Source organism: Christiangramia portivictoriae DSM 23547 (genome assembly GCF_000423045.1).
In the GTDB taxonomy this organism is placed as follows: Bacteria; Bacteroidota; Bacteroidia; order Flavobacteriales; family Flavobacteriaceae; genus Christiangramia; species Christiangramia portivictoriae.
On sequence record NZ_KE383971.1, the window covers coordinates 823,443 to 842,955 of the forward strand.

Sequence of the window (19,513 nt, forward strand, 5' to 3'; positions counted from 1 at the left end):
TAGTTGGCTGGACCGCCTATAGTCTGTCACAAAAATGGAGCGTTTCAGGGAGCGTGAGTTATTTCGATCAGCAGGAAATCGATGGTGTGGATGGTAAGATGAACCCTATGATGATGCCGTTGTTCGATACAGCAAATTCAGGGAGAAGTCAGTTGGATCTCGGGATTGGTAGTAACTTCTACGTGCCTGCTGGCAGACTGAAGAATCTAAGACTGGGAGTTGAAGTTAAACTGCCTTTATACCAGGATGTAAATGGTATTCAAATGCAGAATCAGTTGGCAGGAACAATCGGGCTCCAGTATTTAATCAGTTCTTATAAAAAGTAATTCCATCATATATACTGAAATAAAAAAAAGCCGCTCTGCAGAGCGGCTTTTTTATTATAAAAATTTCCTGGTACTCTTTTTATATGCTGAATACTCCGGATATTTCAGTAGTAATAACCGCTCTTCATAATTTGATTTGAAATAGAGTACTATGAATAGCAAAATAGTAATGATCAATCTGAATTCAGATTCAGAAAAAATTCCGAAGCTGAAGGCCAGCAGAATGATAGAGGTATAAATTGGATGCCTGGAAAATGAGAATGCACCACCGGTTATCAATTTCCCCTTATTTACGGGTGTTGGGAACACAGACAATGTATGTTTAAGTTGATATAATGTAACTACCGCCAAAACAATTCCGAAGATACCGGGAACTAATGCTAACATTCTAATCCAGCCCGGCAGCTCTATTTCCATAAAATCCACTGGTATCCAATACGTAATGAATAACACTAGCTGCAGGCCTACGAATAAATAATCTCTTACCGGCAGATTTTCCGGTCGTTTCATATCAAAAAGTATAACTCAAGATGGTATCCCATAGATGCCTGTGCAAGTCACTGCCCGATCGCGGCAGCATGATAAAATGATAGCCAGAGGTGATATTCAGGCCCTTTGCAATCACAATTTGCGGGCCTACAAATACCCAGTTCTGGTCCACAGTATCGGGCAAAATTCCTGAATCAAAATTCAGAAATAGTTCATCGTAAGCGACCAGTGAGATACCAGGGTTTTTTAAGACGGGCAGGCTGGCTGTTAATCGATATCTCAGTCGCGTACGGTAATTACGACCGTCTATGAGTTGCTTGTTCTCCCGTTCCACGATGGCATCAATAAATCGTTCCTCAACTCTCATTCGATGATTAAAGTTCATAGAACCAATACGGTGACTGAGCGCTACCTGTTGCCAGATATTGTGTTCATAAAAATCGGGTTTCGCGATATTGATATTTTGATCATTGTGCAGGTAACTATAACCGGCGGCAAAACTTACGATACTATCGAGGCGAAAATCTACCGAAGGCCGAATCACCGTTTGTTCATGGTATTTAAGAAAGGATGTGGTACGATGATGGTATTCCAGGCGTACATGCCAGTTTTCATTGAGGTTTTTGGTTACAAAAGCCGCATTCCAGCTACCATGTTCCTGTCTATCCTGTGCGTTTGCAGAGTAGGATAAGCTTATCAAAGCGAATACAATGAGGGCGTAGTTGATACTTCTCATGAGTTTTATTTAAAGATCATAATTTGAAATTCCTGCTTTTAACTCGTAGATCTTAGTGAATCCATTACGAGATAACAATCTCGCGGCTTTCATGCTCCTAATTCCCGACTGGCAGTATAAAAAGACATGTTCAGATTTTGACCAGGGCAGGACTGCCTTCAGAAAAGAATTTCTATGGATCAGGTTCTGGTTTATCGCACCAGGAATTGAACCGGTGTCGAATTCTTTTTTCGTGCGCACGTCCAGTAACCTTCCTGAATTCTTTGAAATGGCTTTTTTAAATTCATCGGGATTCAACCTGATGATATTTGTGTTTGCATGTTGCTGACTTCGGAAAAGCCTCCGGAAAAAATTCATATTTTTTGATAAAAGTAAGTTAGATAAACAAGCTGCCATGTAACATGAGTTGCTTCTTTATCTTTGTTCCGAAAATAAGCTTCCAATGCAAGAATCACAAATATTAAAGCACATACAACACATGGATATCTACCTGCTCGACCAGATCATGAAGCAGCGTTATCATAAAAATGACAGGATTCTGGATGCAGGTTGTGGTGAAGGCAGAAATTTAAGATGGTTCTACAATTTTGATTATGACATTTGGGGAGTGGACATGGACACAGAAAGGTTAAAACAGGCAAGGCAGAATTATCCAGACATCAAACAAGGTTTGATACAGGCAGAACTTTCAGATTTACCATTTCCAGCTGCTCATTTTGAGCATATTGTTTGCAGTGCAGTACTTCACTTTGCTGAAGGTGAACAACATTTCTATACCATGTTTTCAGAATTAATAAGAGTTCTGAAGCCTGGTGGCACAATCCTGATAAGAACAGCATCCAACATTGGCCTGCCAGAAAGAAATCCAGACCTGACCGATGCAGTAAGCAACAGGAAAGCTAGCTATTACCTGAGCAGGCAGATAATTGACAGGCATAAGCTTCGCCTGCTGGAACCTGTGAAAACTACCAATGTTCAGGATATGAGATGCATGACCACCCTGGTTCTCCAAAAATAAAGGCGATCGAAATGATCGCCAATTATATGATTTTTGCCAGCTATAGCGTGGAAGGACAAACGTAATTGGTAGTAGGAATACCTGCTTCCCTGATGGCCTTAAAACCACCCTGAACATCTACAAGATTATGAATTCCCCTGCTTTTAAGAATGGAAGCAGCGATCATACTGCGATAGCCACCGGCGCAATGAATGTAAAATGTTTGCTCTGCCGGATAATCCGAAAGATGTTTGTTTATTTCTGAAAGTGAAGTGTGCACCGCCTGCGGCAAATGTTCAGACTGGTATTCACCCGGTTTTCGAACATCAAAAATTGCTACTTCTTCTGCGATGGGCTTCAGCTCATTTGCCGTGATTGTTGCCACCGTATCGGTTTCTTTGGAAGCCTTCACCCAGGAACTGAAACCGCCTTCCAGATAACCTATACCATTGTCGAACCCAACTCGTGAAAGCCTGGTAATCGCTTCTTCAATTCTGTGCTCATCACCTACCAGCAAAATGGGCTGCGAGATATCCTTGATCAATTCGCCTACCCATGGAGCAAAACTGCCGTCAAGGCCTATAAATACAGAACCCGGGATATGTGATTTCGCAAACTCTGCCGGTTTTCTTATATCCAGTATTAAAGCCCCGGTTTCATTAGCGGCAGCCTCAAAAGCATCAGGATCGAGAGCCTGTAATCCCTTAGCCATTACCTTATCGATACTTTCATAACCTTCCATGTTCAGTTTTACATTCATTGGAAAGTAGGCGGGTGGAGGTAACAAACCATCTGTAACTTCTTCAATAAATTCAGCTTTGGTCATATCTGCTCTTAAAGCATAATTCATTTTCTTTTGATTCCCCAGGGTATCTACCGTTTCTTTCATCATATTCTTTCCACAGGCAGAACCAGCACCATGAGCCGGATAGACAATCACTTCATCTGGCAGGGGCATGATCTTTTCTCGAAGACTGTCAAATAGAGTTCCTGCCAGTTCTTCCTGGGTCATGCTCGCCGATTTCTGAGCCAGGTCTGGACGGCCAACGTCTCCCAGGAAAAGAGTATCGCCAGTAAAGATCGCGTGATCCCTGCCGTGCTCATCCCTGAGTAAATAGGTCGTGCTTTCCATGGTATGACCGGGAGTGTGCAGCACCTGGATCGTTAATTTTCCGAGTTTAAACTCCTGAAGATCTTTTGCGATGATCGCTTCAAATTCGGGATTGGCGTTGGGACCAAATATAATGGGTGCGTTCGTCTTTTCTGAAAGACTTATATGTCCAGAAACAAAATCGGCATGAAAATGTGTTTCAAATATATACCTGAGCCTTGCGACGGCTTCGCTGATTCTATCCAGGTATGGCTGCACTTCCCGAAGCGGATCGATAATAGCGACTTCTCCTTGACTTTCAATATAGTAGGCACCCTGAGCCAGGCATCCTGTATAAATTTGTTCGATTTTCATGATTTCTAGGATTTGATACCGCAAAGATAGAATTGCAAATGGAAAGCGAAAGTAACATTGATCACCAATTACATACAACTTCTTAAAGCAAGCAATTAACACAGAGATAATCCAGAGACCGGTTTGTTAAAATAGCTGAAACACCCATGCCAGATTGAGAAGTTATATTCCCATAAATAAATCTATGAAAACACAGCAACTTTTCGATACCCTGTTAAGCTGGTTTAGACCAGGGCAAAAAACTCATGTTTTTTATGTTGAAAAGCGATTGAAGTTCGGGAAATATCATGTACTACACCGGGATCATTGTGAGGTTTTACCAGATGTGAACGGCAGGCTGGAAGTTGGAAGAGGCAGCGATATGGAATTGATGCTAACGCAGGCGAATAAGCACTACCAGCATGTACAGCTTTGCCAGCAATGCTGTAAAATCGAGAAACCAGAATCTATTGCATAAAAAAAGCAGCCCTGAAGAGGCTGCTTTTTTGTAAATCTCAATAAAATTAGAAGATATAACGTAAACCTACCTGAGCCTGCCATCTTGAGTCAAGACTAAAGTCATTGGCAAAGGTTCTGGTCTGTCCACCGAATGTATAAACAGGTGTGTTGGTATCATCTACGAATACTCCAAGAGGTTGATCATTGATAGGTCTTTCAATCACACCCCAGTCTGAGCTAATCAGGTTTCCGAAGTTAAGGATATCGATACTAAACTGGATTGTATTGGTTTTTTCACCAACCTTGAAGTTATAATCCTGAAGTAACTTAACATCCCAGCGTCCTCTCCAAGGGCTCAAAATATCGTACTTTCCAGCATAGTCACCTCGATTATCATTCAGGTAATCATCCTGCTGAATAAACCTTTCAAATGCTTCTCTTTGTGCCGCCTGCTCTTCTACATTTCCAGTAAACTGGTATTGCTGAAGTTCAGACTGAGTAGGAATATATATAAGGTCGTTTAAAACAGATCCATCATTGTTGATGTCTCCTGAATACGTGTACGAGAATCTTCCTCCCTGGGCATATTCGTAAAAAGCACCAATAGAGGTTCTCCATCTGTCATCTTTTCCGTAGAAGAACTGCTTGTTCAACTGTCCAACGATACGATGTTTATCACCATATCTTGAAGGTGTGCTTACCGCTCTGTTCACATTTCCAATCGCTGGATTCCTGTCATAGGCATCACTGGAGATCTCGGCATCCAGGGAACTTGCATCCTCAGATTTCAGATAGTTATAGGCAATACTCGCAAAGAAATCTTTTTCAAAGTTCTTGCTTAATTTCACAGACCAGTTAAAGGAATATCCAACATCTGTATTGGTAAATACATACGCATTGGTCACACCACCAAACTCGTTCACGGCACGATCACTGGTCTGGTAAACCGGACGGTTGTCTACACCATTCAAAGTTCCTGTTGGAACTGAAAGACCGTAGTTTCTTACCATTTGAGCATTCAGATCTTTGGTATAAATTAGGTCTGTGGTAGCCACAAGTCCGTTTTCAAACTTGTAATCTGCTCCCAGACTGTTTCTCCATACCTGCGGGAACTGGAAGTCTGGTGCAGTTGTCTGATAGAAATAAAACGCAGGGTTTGCTACCTGATTTCCAATCCATACGAATGGCAGTCTACCGGTGAAGATCCCGGATCCACCTCGAAGCTGTAACTGGTTATTACCCATTACATCCCAGTTAAAACCAACTCTTGGAGACCATAGCAGTTTATCTGAAGGTAGGTCAAGACTATTCAGGTTAAGCGCATTTCCATCCTCGTTATAGTAAGTGATTCCCGGTTGATAATCTCCATTTGGAAAAGTTCCACCGGCAAGACGATCGATATTCTCCTGGATCTTTTCTTCAGTATCAAAGTAAAGAGGTTTGTCCACTCTTAATCCATAAGTAAACGTAAAGTCATCAGTGATTTTCCACTTGTCCTGGGCGTATAGTGCGAACTGGCCAACATTAGTTTCAGCAAGCGCCCAGTTATCTGCAGCATTTCTACTATCGAAAGTATTCTGAGCATTTTGAAGTGCAGCCCCAATAGTACCATTGTTAACAGCTTCTTCAAAAGAAGTTCCCGGGTTGTTCGGGTCTATTCGCACGCTGGTAAATGCATCGAAGAAAGTGCTTACAGGTCCTGTTCCTAAAGTCGCGTCCCCGTTATAATCGTAGGCACCAAGGTTAAATGAGTTGTCAAATTCAAATTTTTCAAAACTTGCACCAAAAGTGAAGGTATGATTACCTTTTACTATATTCAGGTTGTTGGTAATCTGGTAAACATTTTGATCCAGCCTGTTGTTAATCGAAAAAGGTTCATGTCCCGCTACGATATATCGTACACCATCCTGCTGAATATTGATAGGAGGTGCGGGAGCAGAAAATGGATCACGACTATCATCAAAGTTTGTATAGCCAGCCTGGAATTTGTTGGAAATATTGTTACCGAAGTTGGAGTTCAATTCGATCAACCAGGAATCGATCTTATTATTGATCCTGTATCCAGAGTTTCTGAACTGCAGGGTTGTAAGATCTGGACCTCTTCGGCCAATTGCTTCAGGGTTGGCAGGCAGGTCTCTGGATGCATCCAGAAAGTTATAGATAACCGCCATTCGGTGGTTCTGGCTTATGTTCCAGTCTAATTTCAGCAATCCTTTGGTAGATTCAGTATCAAAAGTATAACCCTCGTAAGGACCGGTCTCATAACCAAGGCTGGATAACTGGTTGGAAACGAAATCAAGATCTTCCGCAGAAACCCTGGAAACATTAGATCCGGTTAAACCTGGTCTTCCGGCTACGAAATTAGATCCCAGATCCTGACGTTCGTCTCTTTCAAAATTGGCGAAAACGAACAATTTATCTTTGATAATTGGAGCTCCAATACTTACTCCGTACTGTGCCTGTTTAAGGTCTGGTACGATGATATCATCACCACCAACCTTATCGCCAGTCATATCCTCATTACGGTAAAAACCGTAAACAGTACCTTCGATCTCGTTTGTACCACTCTTAGTCACAGCATTCACCGAAGCTCCGGTAAATCCAGCCTGGGTCACATCGTAAGGAGCAGTGGATACCTGGATCTGGTCTATAGCATCCAGTGAAACTGGCTGTGCATTCGTTTGACCTCCAGGGGTTGCAGCATCCAGACCAAATGGATTATTAAAGATAGATCCATCAAGACTGAAGTTGTTGAACTGGTCATTACGACCACCAAAAGAACCGTTGCTCGAGGCAGTAGGCTCCAATCTGTAGAAATCTGATGCTGAGCGTGAGATCGTAGGAAGCGTTTTTAGTTCTTTCCTGCCAATGTTAGTTTCAGCTCCGGTACGATCACTGTTAATAATCTGGTTTCTACTTGCGGTAATAATCACGGCATCAAGCTGAGTAGCATCGGCTACCATGTTCACATCTACATTGAAAGTCTGACCAAGATTAAGGTTGACATCCTCCAGGATTGAAGTTTTAAATCCTACAAAACTGGCAGAAATAGTATAGGGACCACCAACTCTAAGGTTTAACAGGATAAAGTCTCCATCAAAGTTTGTTACGGCACCATACTGGGTACCTGTTGGGGTATGAACCGCAGTGATGTTCGCGCCGGGAAGCGGAGTTCCCTGATCATCGACTACGTTTCCACTAATTTCTGCAGTGGTCACCTGTGCGTTCATTCCAGGAATTGACAATAAGGCTACTGTTAGCAGCAGTAATAATCTTCTCATGTGTTAGTTTGTGTTGTGTTAAAAATTTCTAAATTTTTTGCAAAAATAGTCCAAAATCCAAGTTCTACAAGTGTTTTTAGATTTTTAGAATGATGTTTTTCAATGATATGTGATGCCAGGAGAAGATCTTATTTTAGCAGAGGGGTAGTTGGGGTGTCATCCAGGAAAGCGCTCAGATTTAATTTTTCACTTCGCTGAAAAATTCCTGTAACTTTTGAGGATCCAGCTTTGCTGATGTTCTAACACCACTGCAAAGATCAATTCCATAAGGGGTAACTGCCTTGATAGCCTTCTGAACATTCCCAGCCTTAAGACCACCGGCCAGATAAACCGGAATGTTTAATTTTTCAACGATCTGCCGACTTATTTCCCAGTTATGAGTTCGCCCGGTTCCTCCCAGCTCTTTTATTGCAAGACCAGGATTACCGCTATCCAGTAATATAGCATCTACAAAGCTAGAGACACTATCTGCTTCCTGAATAGATTCCTGACCGGTCACATGAATCACCTGAACTATTTTGACCTGAGGTAAACGCTCTCTGATTTTTTGATATTCTGAAATTTCTATTTGATCTACCAGCTGTATGACTGAAGTCTGGACTTTCTGATGATGAGCTATAATTCCCTGAGCAGATGTATCGCTGGTAAGCAGAAATGTTTGGATAGAAGAAGGCAACTGTTTAACTATTTCAGCAATAAGCTGATCGTCAATGATGCCGGGACCACTAGGCATGGGGCCAACGAATCCAAGCGCATCTGCCCCTGCATCTATCGCCAGTTTTGCTTCTTCAATACTGCCAATGCAGCATATTTTGACTTTGGGAAGATCGCTCAAAGTTTAATTTTTAGTTTGCTACTAAAATAAAAATATATCGCAGAAGTTCAGATTGGGAAAGTGTTTAAACAAAAAAAAGCAGCCATTTCTGGCTGCTTTAGATTCTCCAATGCTACTTGCGAATTAAGCGTTCCACTTGAAAGGTTCAAAACCTTTATCGATTGGAGTTTCAGCGATATGATTGGTGTAGTTGCTAATCACTTTTTGAGAAAGTCCAAGTACGATATCCAGTAACTGTCTTTGAGAATACCCGGCATCATAAAATTCCTGGATCTCAGATTTCGATATATTTCCACGATTTTTAGTGAGCGCCAGGGTAGTATTTCTAAGAACTTCCAGCTTTTCTGAAGGTAGTTCAGTCTTATCACGTAGAGCATTGCTTATGGAATCATCCACTTTCATCGCTTTGGCAATCGCTGTATGCGCCGGTACACAATAGTGGCATTCATGTTCCACGTTGATGGTTTGCCATACAACGGTTAGTTCATCCTTATCAAAAGATGAGTTGGAAAATAATTCGTGTAATTGCTGGTAAGCGTCCAGTAATTGTGGTGAACCAGCAAGCACTGCGTGAAGGTTAGGTATATAACCATAGGCCTTTTCAGATTTTTCAAGCAAAGCTTTTCCTCCTTCAGGAGCAGATTCTTTGGTGTGTACAGTTAAAATGTCTGTGTTCTTTTCAGTATTCATAATTTTCAATTTTTAATTATTAGTTGACCGTAGCTAAACGACCGTTTAGTTTTAATTTAAATTTTTTTAGATATTTCTGAAGATATGTTCTATATAATGTTTCAGTTGATCTTCAGTAAATATTCTGGTAGCAGAGGAGAGGCCAAACATGGAGATCAACAGGTAGTCAGCCTGCTCTTCGATTTTCTGAGAATCGTGCACCCCTTCAAGTTGTAGCTTCTCTGCAAACACCTGCTTGATCTCTTCAGTAAAACCTTTGAGCGTCTGCGGAATCTGTTCCTCACTGTCCATTCCAATTTCGTTAGCCGTATTGGTCACCAGACAACCCTTGCCATTCTTAGTATCTCTTGTGAATTCCACGAAATCATAAAAATACTGCTTGATTGCTGGCATACCTTCACGCGCATTGACCAGTTTATTGATGAGTACGAACAACCTGGACTTATAACAGTCCAGGCTTTTCAAGAACAATCCGTCCTTGTTACCAAAACTAGAGTAAATGGAGAATTTATTGATACCCATTTCTTTCTCGAGCATCTGCATGGAAGTGTTAGCATAACCATTCTTCCAGAATAGATTCATCGCCTTTTCTACCACCTCTTGCTCGTTATATTTTTTGGTTCTTGCCATATTTCTGGTACAAAACTAACCAACCGTTTAGTTTATACCAAATCCTTTAAGAAAAGCTTATTATTTGCTCTTTAAGTTCATATTTAACATGGCGAGGTAACTACTCAAGTTGATGCCGAATAGAATGAATTTTAAAATTTATTTTGAAGGGTAGATCTTTTCGAAATACTCGCAAATGATGATCATATCTTCCTGAAAAACGGCTCCCGACTCTTCCATTTCCCTTCTGTAATAGGCTTCATGAACTTCTTTCCAGTATTTCAGCGATTTGTCTCCTTCACCCTCGGTTCGGGCAAATTCGGGAGTTACTTTAGCAAAGGGTACCTTTTCTATTCTGGTTGTTTTAATAATGGCCTGGGGATATCCTTCCCAATTGGTAACGATGGATATATCACCAGCTTTTGGCAGTTCTTCACCATGATGCCGGAACCACCAAAGCGAAGTAGCAGTTGCTTTTTTGATGTCTTGTAAGACCAGTTCTGCACATTCATTCGCGTCCTTTTCGTTATCGCAAAAGTAGTAGTAGGGTGGGACATCTGCACGGGAATATTCTGGGTTTTCACACAGGAACTGTTTCCAGAATTTTTCAATGGCAGTTTTCATTTATGAACCAATTATTAAATAATTTACTCAGCCAGGCACACTTCTGAAATATTGAACTCCGTCGCGAATCTTATTCAGGCCTGCGCAATTCCCAGGTTCTTAAACTTATTGGTGTGTTACGAAGACAATCTTCAAATTGTTCGTTTCCAGAAAATGAAGCTTTTTCCAGCATTTTATATTCGCAACTTAACTGGAAGGATTCTTCTTCAAAAATCCAGGGATCAATAAAAATCTCTTCATGCTCGTTCCTGTAGATCGTATATTTTTTATTCTGAATGCTCGTATTTATTTCAAGTTCGCGACCTTTTGCCGGTACTCCATTCTGGCATAGTATGAGGGAACAGCGGTCTGCAAATACCATAATCTGGTAAAGGGCGTGAACTTCCTGGTCACTAAGTTTATAGACTTTCATGAGCTCTTTCATTTCCAGGCCCATTTCCTGCATAAAGCGATCTATCATTTTGCTTTCTGCAGAAAGATCCTTATACAGAAATTCCAGGTGCTTCATCACCAGGATGGTCACCCAGCTGGACTTTAACCTTGACTGCTCCAGTAATCTTCGGCTTCTTTTTATGATCTCATGAATATTTCTGTCCTCATCAAGAAAATCCTGCGGTGTTCCAATATTCGTGAGGTAATCCTTTTCCCTGAAGTTCAACTGCCGATCATCATGTTCTATGATCGCGGTGAGCGTAGCCACCCAGTTTCTCCCTTTGATTTCGGGTTTTAGATGATCTGCGATCTTTCCTGCAAGCAAGCCATGAGCAGAGTGTGAAAAGATTTCCCAGCCTTCAGCATTAGAGTTTACGATCATACTTTATTTTTTTTCTCTTACTGCGGTTGGTGTCATCCCATATTTTTCTTTGAATATCTTTGAAAAATGACTTCGGCTGTTCAAACCAATTTCATAAACTATCTCTTTAATAGTCTTATCGGTTTTCAGCAATAAAAGCATGGCGGTTTCCATCCTTTTGCGCTGTATATATTCATGTACTGAACAATTGAACAATACCTGGAAGCCTTCCTGAAGTTTGCTTTCAGTAATATCTACAGATTTTGCCAGCGAACTAATATTTCCAATTTCAGCAATATTCTGGTCTATCTGGAGAATGACCAGTTTCACTTTGTCGAGATCTTTTTGACGAATCACACTCTGGCTATCTTCCGGCTGGGCATCATCACGGTAAAGCATTAAAATGAATGTAAGCAGTTCCAGCGCCTTGGCACCATAATAACTTACCCGTTCCAGACCTGGTGTTGTAAAGTCCCTTAATTCCTGGATCAAATATGACATCTTAAGACTGTACTGGGTATGATGATAAAGAGTACGCATGGCATTGGTATCTGCAAAGATCCCGTGATAAATATCATCCATCTCTTCCAACGGGAAAGTTAGCTGGTCTACAAATTTCTGCCGGTCTACATCAAGCATGACCACAGAAATAGGTATATCCCCCGGAAACATGATCTTATTACCACTTCCACTATTAGCACCAATAATTACAGATTGATTTTTTTCGATATGGTGCACGATATCTTCATCCCTGAAACTGTGGTCCAGGCGGCCTTCAGTGACATAAACAAACTTGAAAGGATGAATTAGGTCTCCATGAAAATCCAGGCAGGTATCTTCATTTAATCTTGTTTCAAACCTAAAGATGCCTACACCGTTAGGAAAATTGATACCAGATATTTTCCCTTCACCGTATTCATTAGAAAACTCTATATAAGCTTCACCATATTCTTCGGTATACCTGGTTTCAAAAGCTGAAGCCAATTCCTTTAATATCGATTTGGCTGAAGTTTCAGCGATCTTTACTGTCTGCATTTCTTGATGTTTGATTTTCGGAATACTAAAATATTAACAACTGTTTGTTCCTTAAGGATTCTGAAGTTAAACCTTTCCTAATAAGAAGAATATCGTCAAGGTCAAATGTAAAACCGCACACTTTCAAAAGCTACTTCCCTCAAATTCGTAAAAAACAGTAGGGATTTTGAAATTATCTATAAACTTTTTTGTGCTCGGCCTTATTCTTATTTCAGGGATGCTGGTATCTTATGTTGTGGCGGGTTTTGAAATATCAGCGATCATTTTTCTTGGATTGCTGAGCCTGTTGATGATCGTTGAATCTATCGTACGAATAGGATTTTGCAGGCGGCAGAATAATCTGGGATCAAAAACCTCTCAACTTCAAAATTCTCCCAAAGTATCTATTCATATCGCCATCTGTAACGAACCTTCAGAACTGGTGATCAAAACCATTCGTGCGGCACTTCAGCTTCAATATAAGAATTACGAAATCATTGTACTGGATAACAATACTTCAGATAAAAAGTTATGGAAGCCTGTTCAGCAATTTTGCAACAGATATCCTGAGATAGTAACCTTTAAGCATTTCGATAAACTTGAGGGTTACAAGGCTGGGGCACTCAACCAGTGTTTAAAACTGATGCATCCTGATACCTCTTATATTTTTACGGTGGATGCAGATTATATCCTAAGGCCAGACAGTCTTAATAAAGCAGTCCAGGCGATAGATGGTACAGATGCAGCAGTCGTGCAATTTCCACAACATTATTCACTGAAGCATGAGCGCCATGGAATATTCAATGAGCTTGAACATTTTTTTAGTGGATATGCGGTGGCAGGAAACCGTAGTCATTCCACTTTGCCTACCGGAACCCTTAGTATGGTAAGAGTGGCATCGCTACTTTCTGTTTCAGGCTGGCCTACAGATTCGCTGACAGAGGACGCACATCTGGGAATTAAATTTCTCACTGAAAAGTTTACCACCTATTTTTCGAACGAAATTTTAGGTCAGGGAGTGATGCCTGGAAGTTTGGCAGATCTTCGCAAACAAAGACATCGTTGGGTTTATGGAAACACGCAGTGTTTTTTAAAGTTTTGCCGCGTACGTGTGAAGGATCAATGCAGGCTTTCGGTTCTTATGCAATTGTCTGCCTGGGTCAATGTACTGTCTTTTCCAATTGTCTTCAGCATCCTGTATATACTGGCCGAGCTGTTAACGAATAGGCAGATCTCAGACCTGATACCCATGTTGATACTGAGTCAGTTCAGCATCTATATATTTGGAAAATTGTTATTGTTTTTGTCGAATTCCAAAAATACTTTTCATTATAACCTAAAGGCTTTTCTGGTTCATATTGCACTTAGCTTTGAAATGGCATTCTCACCAATCATGGCACTACTTGGAATGCCTGCAAGTTTTGTGACCACCAGCAAATTTGCTTCGGTTTCCAGTCTTAAACATATTCCATTAAGAATTCCGATCCTGTTGATCACTTTGACTCTCCTGTTATTTGCGGTTGGAAAGACCGGGATCGCTATGTACAGTCTTCAGGTTAGTCTGCTCTTTCTTTTATCAGGAATTTATCTCTATTCTGAATTTGCACCTAAAACCATTAACCAACTTAAAATAATACCAGATGAAAATAGCCATTCTCGCGCATAATAAGTTTCCAATTGCCGAACCATATGCCGGAGGATTGGAGATGATCACTCACCAGCTGGTTCAATCGCTCATGGAGCGAGGTCATGAAGTGCATTTATATGCATTATCTGGCTCAGACCCTCAGTTTGATGTGACTTCTCTGGACATAGTTCAGGTAGCCAACAATGAGCTAACCGAGTTTAAAATGGATGAACTCATGTACAGGAACGTCCTGGAAGTCATCGAATCCATAGATTATGATGTGGTACACAACCATAGTATGCATGAATTGCCGATCATTTGGGGTGCTACTAGCAGGCATAAATTTCTAACTTCCTTTCATACACCTGTTTTTGACAGTATTCACGCAGGTCTTACGAATATCTTCGGAAGGGATCATCAGGAAAGATTTAGCGTGGTAAGTGGAAAGTTAGGTAAAACCTATCAACATTTGCTTCCGCAGCAAGAGGTTGTATATAATGGAATCGATACTGCTGCATGGAACTTTTCAGGATTTGCAGAAAAAGATAAAGTCTGCTGGATAGGCAGAATTTGTAAGGAGAAAGCCCCACATCTGGCAATAGATTACGCGTTAAAGGCGAATAAAAAAATAGTCCTCGCCGGCCCATTGAGCAATACAGAGTATTTCCAGGAATATGTAGCACCCAGATTGCAACAGGACGGAGTGGAATACCTGGGACATTTAAAACATAAAGCTTTAAACAGACTTATTGGTTCTTCTGAAGCTACCTTATTTACCAGTGTGTGGGATGAACCATACGGTCTTGTAATTGCTGAATCCCTCGCCTGTGGAACTCCGGTGATTTCTTTCAATGTTGGTGCAGCACCGGAAATTCTGACGGAAGAAACAGGTTTTCTCGTAGAGCTGCAAGATGAAAAATCGTTCGTGAGTGCTATAAAATACTGTACAAAACTTAACAGGAAGGATTGCCGCGAGCGAGCGATAAAATTTTGTGATAAAACACAAATGGTAGATGCCTATGAAGCTATTTACAAGGAAATGATTGCAGATAAACTTAAAAAAATTGCGGTATGATAGGATATTATGCACACCAGCATGGAAACGGTCATCTCAATTTTGCGCGTCTTTTTGCAGAAATCTTTCAGGATAAGATGTGCACATTTAGCAGCCTTGAACGGCCCGCGACTTTGAAAGGTGGTTTTGTGCAACTCGCAGATGAAAATCCGGATGGTACTGCAAATCCAGAAAATCAGGTAGCGGTACCCGATTATCTGCATTACAGTCCAGTGGGACAGCAATCGATCCAGTATAGAAGCGTACAGATACTCAAAGAAGTGCTGGAGCGAAGTCTCAAGCTTATGATCGTGGATGTAAGCGTGGAGATAGCTGCCTTAATGCGCGCATCTTCCATTCCTTATGCCTACGTCAAACTTCCCGGTCACAGAGATGACCCTGCTCATGTGCAGGCTTTCCAGGGGGCGGTCTTTGTTCTTGCGTATTATCCTGAACAATTTGAAAGTAAGAGAACGCCGGAATGGCTTCGAAAAAAGACCATTTACCTTGGCTTTATGACAGATCGAAAAATTGAAGTTCAATCGAAAGCTTCAGAAGTTGTGAAAAATATCCTGGTTATAAGTGGAGGAGGAGGCAATGATCGACTTTTAAAGGCGCTGCCGGTGCTTCCGAAGCGTTTTCCTTCCGCAGAGATCAAGATGATCGGGATGCCAGAAGCAAGTTTCAAGCACACCAGACTTAAGAATTGCGGTTACATTCAGGATTTCCGGCAATTGCTGGAACAGGCAGATCTGGTCGTTGCCAATTGCGGACTCAACTCCGTAACCGAAATCCTTCAGGCTAGAAAAGCCTTTGTAGCAATACCTGAGGAACGACCTTACGAAGAACAGGAGACCACCGCAGCCCGCTTGTACGAACATAGATTAGCAGTAGATCTTCACTCTCTATTTAATCTGGATGATTCAGAAATAATGGAGCAGAATCAATGGGTCGTTGATGATGAATTGCGAGCTCTTAAAAAACTGAAATCAAATCTAATTGGTAATTATCATCGACTACCGGTGATTCCAGAATTATTTTTCAATCAACAACTTGAACAACATGCAGAATAAGGCTAAATTTTCAGTGATCACCATTGTGAAAGGCAGGGAGGCGCATTTGCACAATCTCCTGAATGGTGTGGTAAATAGTAGTCTGCAGCCAGATGAGATCATCATTGTTGCCATAGACGATATACCAGATCTTTCAGCTTTTGGCGAGTTACCTATTAATATTGTCCAGATAAGTTCACAGGGTGCAAATCTGCCAATTGCAGAGGCCAGAAACCGGGGAGCGCTTGAAGCCAGATTTGATCATCTTATATTCCTGGATGTGGATTGCATTCCTCATCCCGAATTTTTTAGTGAAATGATTGGCCAGGGCCAGAAGCATACAACTTTGATCATGGGTAATCCATATTACCTGGAACGTACGCTTCCGAAGAAATTTAAATTACAGACACTGGAAGAGTTGAGCGCTGCTCATCCTGCAAGACCCGTAGTTTCAGAATTAACAGAAGCAGACGATTACATGCTATTTTGGAGCCTGGCATTCTATATGCCGAAGCGGTTATTCCATATCCTGGAAGGTTTCGATGCTCAGTTTACCGGTTATGGCGCTGAAGATACCGATATGGCGATGAAGATGATCAAACTCAAGGATACATTTCCTTTAATGCTATCGCCTGCCCGGGTCTACCACCAGCAGCATGCGGTACACTCGCCGCCGGTACACCAGGTGGAAGCGATTGTGATCAATGCCCGCATTTTCTATGAGAAATGGGAACGATGGGTCATGGAAAACTGGCTGGAGCAATTCCGGGAGCTTGGTCTTATTGAATGGCAGGAAGATGGAAATAGCATCGAAATTTTAAAGCAACCACAACAGGATTTGATAGCGCAGTGCTATCAGCCTGAAGCTGCTTATATGTAGAACTAAAAATTGATGATGATGAGAACGAAAGAGAAATTTGAACACTGGATCCTGGAAGAGGATCATCCATGTATCATGGCGCAAACAGTTTTTAGCCAGGAACATGTAAAGACGAAGCAATACGGCAAACTGGGAGATCCTCTGCAAACCAAAAAGTTGCTTAATGATCTTGAGAAATACATAGCCGAATATGATTTCGATACAAACGATTTTAGATCTTTTATCGCTGTCTTTCCTGAATCTACGATAGCTACGGAAGATGAATTTGAAAAATTGTTATGGAAGCAACTGTCTGAAATAGAGCAGATGGATAAGGAAGATTGGGATCCTTCGGTTAGTAAAGACCCTGAGGATGATAACTTTAGCTTCAGCATTGCCGGAAGATCTTTCTATATTGTAGGTATGCATCCAAATAGTTCAAGACAGGCCCGGCGCAGTCCGTTTCCAGCCATAGCCTTCAATTTGCACGCTCAGTTTGAGAAATTGCGGGAAATGGGAGTTTATGAAAAAGTTCGGGATAAAATACGAGACAGGGATAGAAACTTACAGGGGAGTATGAACCCGATGCTGGAGGACTTTGGTTCTTCAAGTGAAGCAAAACAATATAGCGGAAAGGCGACCGGGAAAGACTGGGTTTGTCCATTTCACAATTAAACTGGAATTATGAGAAATTTTTTTAGCGAAAACAGGAAAGCGATTTATGGCGGAATTGTAGCTACCATTTTTACAGGGTTAGGCATATTTCTACTAGGTCAACTCTCTGGTTATGAAGCTAAAGAACTTATAGAATCTTCCCATAGTGGTTTGAACATGCTTTGCAATACAATTACATTAGCTTCAGCTACGATACTCACCCTGTTACTTACCTTGCTGGGGATTAGCACGGGAACAGAATCAAAACTGAAAAGTGAGCATTACTACCAGGTTCTTGACATTGCAAAGCTGGATACTGTTCTAATCGTGAGCGCTATCGTGATGTTTCAGTTATTCAACATTCAGATCACTGAGGCCGATAATGTTCCTTTAAACTGGTATTCCTCCATTTACTGGGTAAGTTTGATCTTCACATCGATCCTGAGTGGTATGATGATCACGGTGGTGCTGATGCTTTATACAACCATTACTGCCATCATCCACATTGTAGGGCTAAAGAACGATCATCGATTATTAACCAGGGATGAGGAAGAAGAGCAAAAGCAAGAGATGAAAAACGAAAAAGAAAAGATGTCGAACGAAAACTGATGTTATGAACGCAACTGCCAAACACCTAAACACAATAAACTCAATCCTGTCCAAGAAAAATCTAAGCAGGAAAGAATTCGAATTTTTAAATAGTATTGATACTGAGCATGTAAAAAGTATTTCAGTTACCACAGATGGAGGTTTTGATCCTGAATCTGGAGATTTTCATAAAGAAGATCGGCCTTTGAATTACAAAATCCGTCTCAAATATACCGAGGCGGGGAATCTTCGGTTTAAATGTTTACATGCGGAAAAAGCATAAAAAAAAAGCAGATCAACAGGATCTGCTTTTTTTTTGCTTTATACTAAAGTCTGATTCTATAAATACTGAATTCCATATTTGAAATATCTCCGGAAACCTCATTGATCCTGGAATTTGTATAATACAAGTAGCCATCATGAATACTAAAAGTATCAGCCCAGCGAATTTTATCACCCTGTGCCAGCACTTCACTGGTTCCCTTCTTTAGATCATATCTCATAATAGCGTTATTCTCAAGATCTGCCATATAGAGCATGCTATCTTTTAGGATCATCCCATCTGGTGCGGTAGTTTTACGAATCACCTTTACAGAATTTTCGATCTCTATCTTACTGCCTTCCCGAAGGATTTTTGTTGGTACAGCATACAGCGTGTAACCGGTAAGGGTGTGATAATATAACATTCCCTCGGTCTCATCCAGGGCGATACCATCTGAGTGAATGGTGTTGGTGTACTTCTCGCCATTGATGGTTAATTCATTGGTTTCAGACATGGTGGAAGCATGATCGGTCAGGGCTCGTTTACTCTTTCCAGTCGTCATGTCGATGATGACCAGGCCGGCATGATTAGAGTCGGTAAGGTAAATATGATCATTAAGGCGATCGATTCTCAGGTCATTGATGTACGAATCCCTGTAAAAACTCTCTTTTCCTAACTCGTATATATGTTTCAGCTGGTTAGAATTCATATCAAAAACAAATATCCGGGGATTATTGATGACTCCTTGAAATTGAGGGTTTCTGGTATCCAGAACAAATAGCTCATCTTCAGAAGCAATCACAGATTGCACCGCAACAAAAACAGAATCCATATCTTTCATACCAGGCTTCCAGGAATTCCATTTTTTGTCCGGGTACGCTAAAGCATTGCTGTCTTTTCCAATTTCCACCACCGCGTGTTTTACATTCTCGCGCCATCTTGGGAAATTCGCGAAAATTCTGCCAGATTCACTAAGACTGATCCCGGTAACCTGCTGTCCCTTAAAGGCTGTTACTTTTTCTATGGCAGACTGTGCTACCAGAGGTGCCTGGCTACTAACATTCTGAAAAAGAATGATGAATGCTAAGAGTATTAATTTCTTCATGATGTAGAACTTAAA

At 41.2% G+C, this 19,513-nt stretch carries 22 protein-coding genes; 10 read left to right on the forward strand and 12 right to left on the reverse strand.

What is annotated here, in order from left to right:
- The first annotated feature begins 53 nt into the window (after positions 1-53).
- Entirely contained in the window at positions 54-326 is a 273-nt protein-coding gene (locus G529_RS16250) for a hypothetical protein (protein WP_051201432.1), read from the forward strand.
- Between the two features lie 54 nt (positions 327-380).
- On the opposite strand, the gene G529_RS0112135 is transcribed toward G529_RS16250, so the two are convergent.
- Genes G529_RS0112135 through G529_RS0112145 form a run of 3 tightly spaced genes read right to left on the reverse strand, consistent with a single transcriptional unit; the run spans position 381 to position 1,908 of the window.
- A complete protein-coding gene (locus G529_RS0112135; RefSeq protein ID WP_035695998.1) occupies positions 381-836 on the reverse strand; it encodes a methyltransferase family protein in 456 nt (151 codons plus the stop codon).
- A gap of 1 nt (position 837) precedes the next feature.
- Positions 838-1,551 (reverse strand): DUF2490 domain-containing protein, encoded by a 714-nt coding sequence (locus tag G529_RS15850; RefSeq protein WP_051201433.1) that lies wholly within the window; start codon positions 1,549-1,551, stop codon positions 838-840.
- Positions 1,552-1,560: 9 nt separating this feature from the next.
- Positions 1,561-1,908: a rhodanese-like domain-containing protein gene (locus tag G529_RS0112145; protein WP_026915790.1), complete on the reverse strand. Its 348-nt coding sequence runs from the start codon at positions 1,906-1,908 to the stop codon at positions 1,561-1,563.
- Between the two features lie 85 nt (positions 1,909-1,993).
- Between G529_RS0112145 and G529_RS0112150 the strand changes: the two genes are divergently transcribed.
- Positions 1,994-2,569 (forward strand): class I SAM-dependent methyltransferase, encoded by a 576-nt coding sequence (locus G529_RS0112150; RefSeq protein ID WP_026915791.1) that lies wholly within the window; start codon positions 1,994-1,996, stop codon positions 2,567-2,569.
- 40 nt (positions 2,570-2,609) lie between these two features.
- Here G529_RS0112150 and G529_RS0112155 read toward each other — a convergent pair whose 3' ends face one another.
- Entirely contained in the window at positions 2,610-4,013 is a 1,404-nt protein-coding gene (locus tag G529_RS0112155; RefSeq protein ID WP_026915792.1) for an MBL fold metallo-hydrolase, read from the reverse strand.
- Between the two features lie 184 nt (positions 4,014-4,197).
- Between G529_RS0112155 and G529_RS0112160 the strand changes: the two genes are divergently transcribed.
- Complete coding sequence (locus G529_RS0112160) at positions 4,198-4,470, forward strand: hypothetical protein (protein WP_026915793.1); 273 nt, start codon at positions 4,198-4,200, stop codon at positions 4,468-4,470.
- A gap of 46 nt (positions 4,471-4,516) precedes the next feature.
- On the opposite strand, the gene G529_RS0112165 is transcribed toward G529_RS0112160, so the two are convergent.
- The 7 genes from G529_RS0112165 to G529_RS0112195 form a co-directional block, all read right to left on the reverse strand.
- Positions 4,517-7,732 (reverse strand): TonB-dependent receptor, encoded by a 3,216-nt coding sequence (locus G529_RS0112165; RefSeq protein ID WP_026915794.1) that lies wholly within the window; start codon positions 7,730-7,732, stop codon positions 4,517-4,519.
- Positions 7,733-7,910: 178 nt separating this feature from the next.
- Complete coding sequence (locus G529_RS0112170) at positions 7,911-8,567, reverse strand: phosphoribosylanthranilate isomerase (protein WP_026915795.1); 657 nt, start codon at positions 8,565-8,567, stop codon at positions 7,911-7,913.
- Positions 8,568-8,690: 123 nt separating this feature from the next.
- A complete protein-coding gene (locus tag G529_RS0112175; RefSeq protein ID WP_026915796.1) occupies positions 8,691-9,257 on the reverse strand; it encodes a carboxymuconolactone decarboxylase family protein in 567 nt (188 codons plus the stop codon).
- A 66-nt stretch (positions 9,258-9,323) separates the two neighbouring features.
- On the reverse strand, positions 9,324-9,887 hold the full coding sequence (locus tag G529_RS0112180; protein ID WP_026915797.1) for a TetR/AcrR family transcriptional regulator: 564 nt from the start codon (positions 9,885-9,887) through the stop codon (positions 9,324-9,326).
- A 138-nt stretch (positions 9,888-10,025) separates the two neighbouring features.
- Positions 10,026-10,490: an ASCH domain-containing protein gene (locus G529_RS0112185; protein WP_026915798.1), complete on the reverse strand. Its 465-nt coding sequence runs from the start codon at positions 10,488-10,490 to the stop codon at positions 10,026-10,028.
- Between the two features lie 70 nt (positions 10,491-10,560).
- Positions 10,561-11,304, reverse strand: a complete 744-nt coding sequence (locus G529_RS0112190; protein WP_026915799.1) for a DUF3891 family protein — start codon at positions 11,302-11,304, stop codon at positions 10,561-10,563.
- Between the two features lie 3 nt (positions 11,305-11,307).
- Entirely contained in the window at positions 11,308-12,318 is a 1,011-nt protein-coding gene (locus G529_RS0112195) for a helix-turn-helix domain-containing protein (RefSeq protein ID WP_026915800.1), read from the reverse strand.
- A gap of 166 nt (positions 12,319-12,484) precedes the next feature.
- On the opposite strand from G529_RS0112195, the gene G529_RS0112200 reads away from it, so the two are divergent.
- From G529_RS0112200 to G529_RS0112230, 7 genes are read left to right on the forward strand one after another with little or no spacing between them, the layout of a single operon-like run.
- Positions 12,485-13,963 (forward strand): glycosyltransferase, encoded by a 1,479-nt coding sequence (locus tag G529_RS0112200; RefSeq protein WP_157514634.1) that lies wholly within the window; start codon positions 12,485-12,487, stop codon positions 13,961-13,963.
- A complete protein-coding gene (locus G529_RS0112205; RefSeq protein ID WP_026915802.1) occupies positions 13,938-14,999 on the forward strand; it encodes a glycosyltransferase in 1,062 nt (353 codons plus the stop codon). The genes G529_RS0112200 and G529_RS0112205 overlap by 26 nt, the downstream gene beginning before the upstream one ends.
- The gene (locus G529_RS16255) at positions 14,996-16,051 is read left to right on the forward strand and encodes a glycosyltransferase (protein ID WP_026915803.1); all 1,056 of its coding nucleotides are present in this window, start codon (positions 14,996-14,998) and stop codon (positions 16,049-16,051) included. The genes G529_RS0112205 and G529_RS16255 overlap by 4 nt, the downstream gene beginning before the upstream one ends.
- The gene (locus G529_RS15860) at positions 16,041-16,910 is read left to right on the forward strand and encodes a glycosyltransferase family 2 protein (RefSeq protein ID WP_051201435.1); all 870 of its coding nucleotides are present in this window, start codon (positions 16,041-16,043) and stop codon (positions 16,908-16,910) included. Before G529_RS16255 ends, G529_RS15860 begins: the two co-directional genes overlap by 11 nt.
- Positions 16,911-16,928: 18 nt before the next feature.
- Positions 16,929-17,564, forward strand: a complete 636-nt coding sequence (gntA, locus tag G529_RS0112220; protein ID WP_340139887.1) for a guanitoxin biosynthesis heme-dependent pre-guanitoxin N-hydroxylase GntA — start codon at positions 16,929-16,931, stop codon at positions 17,562-17,564.
- Positions 17,565-17,573: 9 nt separating this feature from the next.
- On the forward strand, positions 17,574-18,152 hold the full coding sequence (locus G529_RS0112225) for a hypothetical protein (protein WP_026915805.1): 579 nt from the start codon (positions 17,574-17,576) through the stop codon (positions 18,150-18,152).
- A gap of 4 nt (positions 18,153-18,156) precedes the next feature.
- Complete coding sequence (locus G529_RS0112230; protein WP_026915806.1) at positions 18,157-18,414, forward strand: hypothetical protein; 258 nt, start codon at positions 18,157-18,159, stop codon at positions 18,412-18,414.
- Positions 18,415-18,457: 43 nt separating this feature from the next.
- Here the strand turns inward: G529_RS0112230 and G529_RS0112235 are convergent, their stop codons facing one another.
- A complete protein-coding gene (locus G529_RS0112235; protein ID WP_026915807.1) occupies positions 18,458-19,498 on the reverse strand; it encodes an L-dopachrome tautomerase-related protein in 1,041 nt (346 codons plus the stop codon).
- Between the last annotated feature and the right edge of the window lie 15 nt (positions 19,499-19,513).

Excerpts from the sequence above, each read along its gene's own strand:
- G529_RS0112135 (WP_035695998.1), bottom strand. The coding sequence starts at position 836 with ATGAAACGACCGGAAAATCTGCCGGTAAGAGATTATTTATTCGTAGGC.
- G529_RS15850 (WP_051201433.1), bottom strand. The coding sequence starts at position 1,551 with ATGAGAAGTATCAACTACGCCCTCATTGTATTCGCTTTGATAAGCTTA.
- G529_RS0112145 (WP_026915790.1), bottom strand. The coding sequence starts at position 1,908 with ATGAATTTTTTCCGGAGGCTTTTCCGAAGTCAGCAACATGCAAACACA.
- G529_RS0112150 (WP_026915791.1), top strand. The coding sequence starts at position 1,994 with ATGCAAGAATCACAAATATTAAAGCACATACAACACATGGATATCTAC.
- G529_RS0112155 (WP_026915792.1), bottom strand. The coding sequence starts at position 4,013 with ATGAAAATCGAACAAATTTATACAGGATGCCTGGCTCAGGGTGCCTAC.
- G529_RS0112160 (WP_026915793.1), top strand. The coding sequence starts at position 4,198 with ATGAAAACACAGCAACTTTTCGATACCCTGTTAAGCTGGTTTAGACCA.
- G529_RS0112165 (WP_026915794.1), bottom strand. The coding sequence starts at position 7,732 with ATGAGAAGATTATTACTGCTGCTAACAGTAGCCTTATTGTCAATTCCT.
- G529_RS0112175 (WP_026915796.1), bottom strand. The coding sequence starts at position 9,257 with ATGAATACTGAAAAGAACACAGACATTTTAACTGTACACACCAAAGAA.
- G529_RS0112180 (WP_026915797.1), bottom strand. The coding sequence starts at position 9,887 with ATGGCAAGAACCAAAAAATATAACGAGCAAGAGGTGGTAGAAAAGGCG.
- G529_RS0112185 (WP_026915798.1), bottom strand. The coding sequence starts at position 10,490 with ATGAAAACTGCCATTGAAAAATTCTGGAAACAGTTCCTGTGTGAAAAC.
- G529_RS0112190 (WP_026915799.1), bottom strand. The coding sequence starts at position 11,304 with ATGATCGTAAACTCTAATGCTGAAGGCTGGGAAATCTTTTCACACTCT.
- G529_RS0112195 (WP_026915800.1), bottom strand. The coding sequence starts at position 12,318 with ATGCAGACAGTAAAGATCGCTGAAACTTCAGCCAAATCGATATTAAAG.
- G529_RS0112205 (WP_026915802.1), top strand. The coding sequence starts at position 13,938 with ATGAAAATAGCCATTCTCGCGCATAATAAGTTTCCAATTGCCGAACCA.
- G529_RS16255 (WP_026915803.1), top strand. The coding sequence starts at position 14,996 with ATGATAGGATATTATGCACACCAGCATGGAAACGGTCATCTCAATTTT.
- G529_RS15860 (WP_051201435.1), top strand. The coding sequence starts at position 16,041 with ATGCAGAATAAGGCTAAATTTTCAGTGATCACCATTGTGAAAGGCAGG.
- gntA (WP_340139887.1), top strand. The coding sequence starts at position 16,929 with ATGAGAACGAAAGAGAAATTTGAACACTGGATCCTGGAAGAGGATCAT.
- G529_RS0112225 (WP_026915805.1), top strand. The coding sequence starts at position 17,574 with ATGAGAAATTTTTTTAGCGAAAACAGGAAAGCGATTTATGGCGGAATT.
- G529_RS0112230 (WP_026915806.1), top strand. The coding sequence starts at position 18,157 with ATGAACGCAACTGCCAAACACCTAAACACAATAAACTCAATCCTGTCC.
- G529_RS0112235 (WP_026915807.1), bottom strand. The coding sequence starts at position 19,498 with ATGAAGAAATTAATACTCTTAGCATTCATCATTCTTTTTCAGAATGTT.